Genomic DNA, 5,709 nt, shown 5'->3' with positions numbered 1-5,709 from the left:
CGCGGCTGCACGGTGCTGCTCGAACTCGGCCCCGGCAGCGGCCTGTCGCGCATGGCCCGCGACCGCCACCCGGAACTCGCCGCCCGCTCGGTCGCCGACTTCCGCAGCCTCGACGGCGCAGCCGGCTGGGTGGCACGGATGCTCGGCTGACACCGCCGGCCGCCGTGCCGGCGCGCAGGCCGCGGCGGGCCACCCACCGCCCTCGCCGGGCGTGGCAAGAGATCCGCTGCTACGGGGCCGGACCGGCGTCCGGCCCCGGGCCGGACTTCAGCCGTTGACGATCTGCCCGCCGTTCGGGTGCAGCACCTGCCCGGCCATGTACGAGCTGTCGGCGCAGGCGAGGAACACGTAGCTGGCTGCGACCTCGTCGGGCTGGCCGGGGCGCTGCATCGGCGTATGGGCGCCGAAGCTCGCGACCTCGTCGGCGCTGAAGGTCGCCGGAATCAGCGGCGTCCAGATCGGTCCGGGCGCCACGGCGTTGACGCGGATGCCGCGTTCGAGCAGCGACAGCGCCAGCGAGCGCGTGAAGGCGACGATCGCGCCCTTGGTCGCCGAGTAGTCGAGCAGCTTCGGACTGCCGTGGTAGGCGGTCACCGACGTGGTGTTGATGATCGCCGCGCCTTCGTGCAGGTGCGCGAGCGCAGCCTGGATCAGGAAGAACTGCCCGTAGAGGTTGGTCCGGAAGGTGCGTTCGAGCTGCTCGGGGCTGATGTCCTCGATGCGCTCCTGCGGATACTGCTCGGCGGCGTTGTTGACCAGCACGTCGAGCCGCCCGAAGCGTTCGATCGTCTGCGCGACCGCGCTGCGGCAGAACGCAGGCTTGCCGATGTCGCCGTCGATCGCGAGACACTGGCGGCCTTCGGCCTCGATCAGCCGCACGGTCTCGTGCGCGTCCTGGTGCTCGTTGAAGTACAGGATCGTGACATCGGCGCCCTCGCGCGCGAACGCCAGCGCGACCGCGCGGCCGATACCGCTGTCGCCGCCGCTGATCAGCGCGACCCGGTCACGCAGCCGGCCGCTGCCGGGGTAGCGCGGCCGGGTATCGGGCTGCGGCTGCATTGCGCCCTGCAGTCCGGGCTGCCGGTCCTGCTGCTGCGGCGGCAGCGTCTGACGGGATTCGCTCATCATCATCTGACCTCTTGCTCTGCCCGCGGGGGGACGGACAGGGTTTCGAGGCCGGGATCGCGGCGGGGTTCGGATTTTCTCCCGGAACATCGGGTTGCCGCCGGGAACGGCAAGGCCGGACAGCCGCCGGCCGCTGGCTACAGTGAGGCCGCTTCCCCCCGGAAAGACCGCATCCGCCGCCCTCGCCCTCCGGAGTCCCCGATGCTCGCCCGCCTCCTTTGCACCGCCGCGCTGCTCGGCCTCGCCTGCAGCAGCGCCACCGCCGACCTGCCGCCTGCCGGCCCGTCCTTCGACTGCAGCAAGGTCAAACCCGACAGCATCGCGGCACTGGTCTGCGCCGATGCGCAGTTGTCGGCGCTCGATCGCAAGCTGACCGCGGTCTACGCCGCCGCCGCGAAACAGGCCGCCTACGAGCCCCCGCCGATGCTCAGGGCCGAACAGCGCGGCTGGGTGAAAGGCCGCGACGATTGCGGGAAGAGTGAGGACAAAGCTGCCTGCGTGCGCGAGTCCTACACGCTGCGCATCGCCGGACTGCAGGCCCGCTACCGCCTCGTGCCCGCCACCGGCCCGGTGCGCTACGCCTGCAACGGCAAGCCGTCGGACGAAATCGTCGCAACTTTCTTCCAGACTGATCCACCAGTGCTGATCGCCGAACGCGGCGATCAGAGTTCGCTGATGGTCCTGCAGCCGGCGGCGAGCGGAGCGAAGTATCAGGGGCCGAACGAGAGTTTCCGGGAACACCACGGCGAGGCACGCGTGGTGTGGGGATACGGGGCGAAGGAGATGGTCTGCCAGACGGCGAAGTGAGCGGATGCACTGCCGCCATGGCAGTTCACGGCATGCCGCATGCAATTGATTAAATAAAGAAATTGACCATATCCATTCAAGACGGGATAATATTCCTGCGTCAGCAAAGACCATTCATCAGGTGGATGCATTGCTTCGGTAACGGCCTGCCCGCGTGCAAGAATTCCGGCAAGAATGCACCAGGCTCCAGTACTTGTCTCTCGAAGGCAAACTGCCGTTTCACCCGATCTTTCGTCCTCTACCTGTTGCCAGCGCACTGACCGCCTGCGCGCGCGATCGTCCGAAGGCCACGAAGCGCACGCGAATTGGCGTTTTCCAATGGCCTGCGGATTCTCCGACATGAAGTCACTTCGTCCCATCACGCTTTTTCTGATTGCCATGACGGCCGCCACTGCGGCTGCAGCCACTCCGGTCTACAGCGTAGTCGATCTTGGCACACTGTCTGGCAATTACAGTCTCGCCCGCGGCCTGAACGAATCAGGCACGGTTGTTGGTCAATCCTTGCCTCAGTTCTCCGGCCCAAGTCACGCCGTCGTTTTCAGCAACGGGGGGTTGCAGGATCTGGGCACGCTGGGTGGCACCACCAGCTTTGCCGACAGCATCAACGATGCCGGAACGATTACAGGTTCCGCAAAGATCACCGGTGATACCGCCGACCACGCCTACGCATACTCGGGCGGTCTGATGACCGATCTTGGAACCCTTGGTGGTCCAAACAGTTACGGCCGCGTCATCAACAACCAGGGCCAGATCGTCGGGGCTTCGGACACGAATGCCACGACCCGGCATGCCTTTCTGTACAGTAACGGCATCATGCAGGATCTGGGCACCCTGGGCGGGGTGAACAGTCAGGGCAACAGCATGAACGATGCTGGCCAGGTTGTCGGAAATTCTGAAGTGACCGGCAGCACCAACTACCACGCCTTCGTATATGACGGCGTCAGCATGGTCGACATCGGTACGCTGGGCGGCACCAACAGCAGTGCCGCAGATATCAACAACGCCGGCCAGATCGTCGGCTATGCCTATCCCGTCGGCAGCAACCTGCGCCATGCCTTTCTGTACAGCAATGGTATCATGCAGGATATCGGCACCCTTGGCGGGACGACAAGCGAAGCTTATGCGATCAACGATGCCGGTGTCGTGGTTGGCTCATCCAACATTTCCGGCTCTATCTATCACGCATTCCTGTATTCCAGCGGCAACCTGCTCGACCTGAATGACCTGATTGATCCGGCCTCCGGCTGGCTCATCCGGATTGCCTACGACATCAATGAATCAGGATCAATCGCCGCTTATGGTCGTCAAAGCAATGGTGATTACCATGCACTTTTGCTCAACGTGATTCCCAGCTCCAGTACCAGCATTCCAGAACCTGCACCCTTAATGCTGATCGGCACCGGTCTTCTTGGTCTGCTGCATTTGCGCCGGTTCAAATACAACGGAATGCGTTACGACGGTAACTGCTGATTACCAGAACGGTAAAGTCTGCAGAGACACTTCAGCCATTCGTACATTCCATTCATGAGACTGTTTGCTGGCAGGTGATCGATGACGCTTGCAGGGTGGAGGCCAGGTTTCGAGCCTCGACCAGCCTGCGGACCCGCTCACCCGATTTGCCAACCCCGCTCTTGCACTCTCACAGCGCAAGAACGGGGTTTCTCACCTCCACGGCCCGTGGCAACTCCTCAAGAGGATGTTCCCGAGGCCCGGAACGAGGCCGCCGCAGCGTCCGGCTGCGCCGGCCCCGCCCGAAACAGCCGCGACGCCCGGCCCGGCTCCGACGATCCTGCCGCAAACCACCGCACCGCGGCCCGGCAGGCCGGCCGCATCGTGTCCGGCATCGACGGACTCGGACCGGGCTTCGGGGAGGGGCAGCAGAACCCCGGCGCACCGGCCCCGGGCGTCCGGCCCGAAGCTTTTCAGGGGGTTTTGCCGGCAGGGCTTGGCGGGCAGGATTGCCGGACAGAGCCCTCCGGGCCTGCGCAGATGCAGGCCTGCGTGCCGATGGCAGTCAGGACCGGCTACGGTGTGCGCGATGCCGCCGGTATGCTGCGGGCCTGCACGGTGCGCGCCGAAGGCGACCCGCGCCGGCCCGGGCGCAGACGGCGGCAGGCCGACAGGCTCATCCGGCCCGGTCCTCCACGAGGCGAAACCGATGCACCCCGACCTGAACCTCGACGAAGCCACGCTCGCGCAGTTCTGCATCGCGAACCACATCTGCCGCCTGTCCCTATTCGGCTCCCGCCTGCACGGCACAGCCGGCCCGGACAGCGATATCGACCTGCTGGTCGAATTCGCCCCCGACGCCCGGCCGACGCTGCTCGACATGGCGCGACTCGAACAGGAACTGTCGGTGATGCTCGGCGGCCGACGGGTGGATTTGCGCACCGCGCCGGAATCGAGCCGGCATTTCCGGGATGATGTGGTGCGCACGGCGGTGGCGCAGTATGTCGCCCACTGATCGCTGGCGCGTGCAGCACATGATCGAGGCGGCCGAACAGGCCCGGCAGTTTGCGGCTGGACACACGCGTGCAGACCTCGATGCCGATGCGATGCTTTGCCTGGCACTGGCGAGACTGGTCGAGATCATCGGTGAAACTGCCGGAAGAATCAGCGCAGAACCCCGTGCCGAACTGAAGGATGTTCCGTAGGCCCCAATCATCGGCATGCGCAACCGGCTGATTCATGCGTATTTCGACATCGACCGCGACATCCTCTGGAATACGGTCGAACTGGCAATACCCGAATTGCTGATGGAATTGCAGGCAAGACTGGCGAGCAACTGATCTGAAAGTTCTGCCAGTGATTGCCGGACCATGTCGTCAGTCCCGTTCGTTCGAATGCCGGGCAGCGAGCATTGCGGCGAAGGCGGCAGCGGATTCCTTCAGCATCAACCGCGCTGCATCGACAGTCTGTTCGAGTGCTTCAGGAAACGCTTCGCCAGCCTCGACCGCGCAGACATCGAAGAAAAACTCGCTCTTGTCCCGTTAGTGCAACCAGCGATCGAGCAAACGCCCGGCGTGCCCGGCGGTATCACTGCGGCGATAGCTGATGAAGATCGGAGCGGGCATGGGAGCCTCCGTGCGCGGGTGCAGGCCGGGTCGTGACGGGGGTGTTGTACCGCATCACGCGCGCGGGCGAGAACCGCCTGCTCGTCCGCACCGGGACTCACGGAACAACGGTGCGACCGGTCCGGCTCCAACCCCTGCCGGCATTCCCGACGCATGGCCAGTGTGTCGGTGCCAGCCATGCAACCATCGCCGCCCTCCCCGCCCCCGTCGCCCGCTGCGGAACCTCTGTGCATGAAGCCCGGTCACTCCTGCCACGGGGTCGTCATGAAGCCATCACCCGGGAGTCCGAAAATCATGCGCACACCGACTCGTTTCCTGATCGCCGGCCTGCTTTCCGCCAGCCTCGCCGCCTGTGCCGGCATGAATCATCAGGACCGCAGCACCGTGGCCGGTGCCGCCATCGGCGGCGTCGCCGGTTCCGTGCTGACCAACGGCAGCGCGCTCGGCACGGTCGGCGGTGCCGCCGTCGGCGGCGTCGTCGGTCACGAGGTCAGCAAGCCCGAGCGGCGGTATCGCTACTGAACTGCCTTTCGCAGAGGCCGGGAGCGGAGGCTCCCGGCAAGGCGGGCAAGAAGATCGATCCTCGGCGCTGGCAAGTTGATGTCACCCGTCAGCGATGACAGCATCGACAGCACGCTCCCTGGAAAGACTGCCATGGCCACCGTCACCGTCCGGAACATCCCCGATGAGGTTCATCGTGCGC

Annotated in this window: 6 protein-coding genes and 2 pseudogenes; 7 read left to right on the top strand and 1 reads right to left on the bottom strand. The window is 65.2% G+C overall.

Annotation, left to right across the window (positions count from 1 at the left end):
- A pseudogene (locus PKE44_RS14100) lies at positions 1-150 on the top strand (ACP S-malonyltransferase); the annotation flags it as partial.
- 117 nt (positions 151-267) lie between these two features.
- Here the strand turns inward: PKE44_RS14100 and PKE44_RS14095 are convergent.
- Positions 268-1,131, bottom strand: a complete 864-nt coding sequence (locus PKE44_RS14095; RefSeq protein ID WP_324552269.1) for an SDR family oxidoreductase — start codon at positions 1,129-1,131, stop codon at positions 268-270.
- A 195-nt stretch (positions 1,132-1,326) separates the two neighbouring features.
- Between PKE44_RS14095 and PKE44_RS14090 the strand changes: the two genes are divergently transcribed.
- The 6 genes and pseudogenes from PKE44_RS14090 to PKE44_RS14065 all read left to right on the top strand — a co-directional run bounded on the left by PKE44_RS14090 (position 1,327) and on the right by PKE44_RS14065 (position 5,528).
- Positions 1,327-1,932: an MliC family protein gene (locus PKE44_RS14090; RefSeq protein WP_324552267.1), complete on the top strand. Its 606-nt coding sequence runs from the start codon at positions 1,327-1,329 to the stop codon at positions 1,930-1,932.
- 339 nt (positions 1,933-2,271) lie between these two features.
- Positions 2,272-3,402 (top strand): PEP-CTERM sorting domain-containing protein, encoded by a 1,131-nt coding sequence (locus PKE44_RS14085; RefSeq protein WP_324552265.1) that lies wholly within the window; start codon positions 2,272-2,274, stop codon positions 3,400-3,402.
- A 688-nt stretch (positions 3,403-4,090) separates the two neighbouring features.
- On the top strand, positions 4,091-4,396 hold the full coding sequence (locus PKE44_RS14080) for a nucleotidyltransferase domain-containing protein (RefSeq protein WP_324552263.1): 306 nt from the start codon (positions 4,091-4,093) through the stop codon (positions 4,394-4,396).
- A pseudogene (locus PKE44_RS14075) lies at positions 4,353-4,721 on the top strand (HepT-like ribonuclease domain-containing protein). The gene PKE44_RS14080 and the pseudogene PKE44_RS14075 overlap by 44 nt, the downstream one beginning before the upstream one ends.
- 54 nt (positions 4,722-4,775) lie before the next feature.
- Positions 4,776-5,042 carry a hypothetical protein gene (locus PKE44_RS14070; protein WP_324552260.1) on the top strand — a complete coding sequence of 89 codons (267 nt, stop codon included), beginning with the start codon at positions 4,776-4,778 and terminating at the stop codon, positions 5,040-5,042.
- A 258-nt stretch (positions 5,043-5,300) separates the two neighbouring features.
- The gene (locus PKE44_RS14065) at positions 5,301-5,528 is read left to right on the top strand and encodes a glycine zipper 2TM domain-containing protein (protein WP_324552258.1); all 228 of its coding nucleotides are present in this window, start codon (positions 5,301-5,303) and stop codon (positions 5,526-5,528) included.
- The last annotated feature ends 181 nt before the right edge of the window (positions 5,529-5,709 follow it).

The organism is Plasticicumulans sp. (genome assembly GCF_035331805.1).
Classification (GTDB): Bacteria; Pseudomonadota; Gammaproteobacteria; order Competibacterales; family Competibacteraceae; genus Plasticicumulans.
The sequence above is the reverse complement of the archived record's forward strand: the minus strand, read 5'-3'. Positions and strand labels throughout refer to the sequence as shown.

Coding starts and splice junctions, on each gene's coding strand:
- PKE44_RS14080 (WP_324552263.1), top strand. CDS start 4,091: ATGCACCCCGACCTGAACCTCGACGAAGCCACGCTCGCGCAGTTCTGC.
- PKE44_RS14085 (WP_324552265.1), top strand. CDS start 2,272: ATGAAGTCACTTCGTCCCATCACGCTTTTTCTGATTGCCATGACGGCC.
- PKE44_RS14070 (WP_324552260.1), top strand. CDS start 4,776: ATGCCGGGCAGCGAGCATTGCGGCGAAGGCGGCAGCGGATTCCTTCAG.
- PKE44_RS14065 (WP_324552258.1), top strand. CDS start 5,301: ATGCGCACACCGACTCGTTTCCTGATCGCCGGCCTGCTTTCCGCCAGC.
- PKE44_RS14090 (WP_324552267.1), top strand. CDS start 1,327: ATGCTCGCCCGCCTCCTTTGCACCGCCGCGCTGCTCGGCCTCGCCTGC.
- PKE44_RS14095 (WP_324552269.1), bottom strand. CDS start 1,131: ATGATGATGAGCGAATCCCGTCAGACGCTGCCGCCGCAGCAGCAGGAC.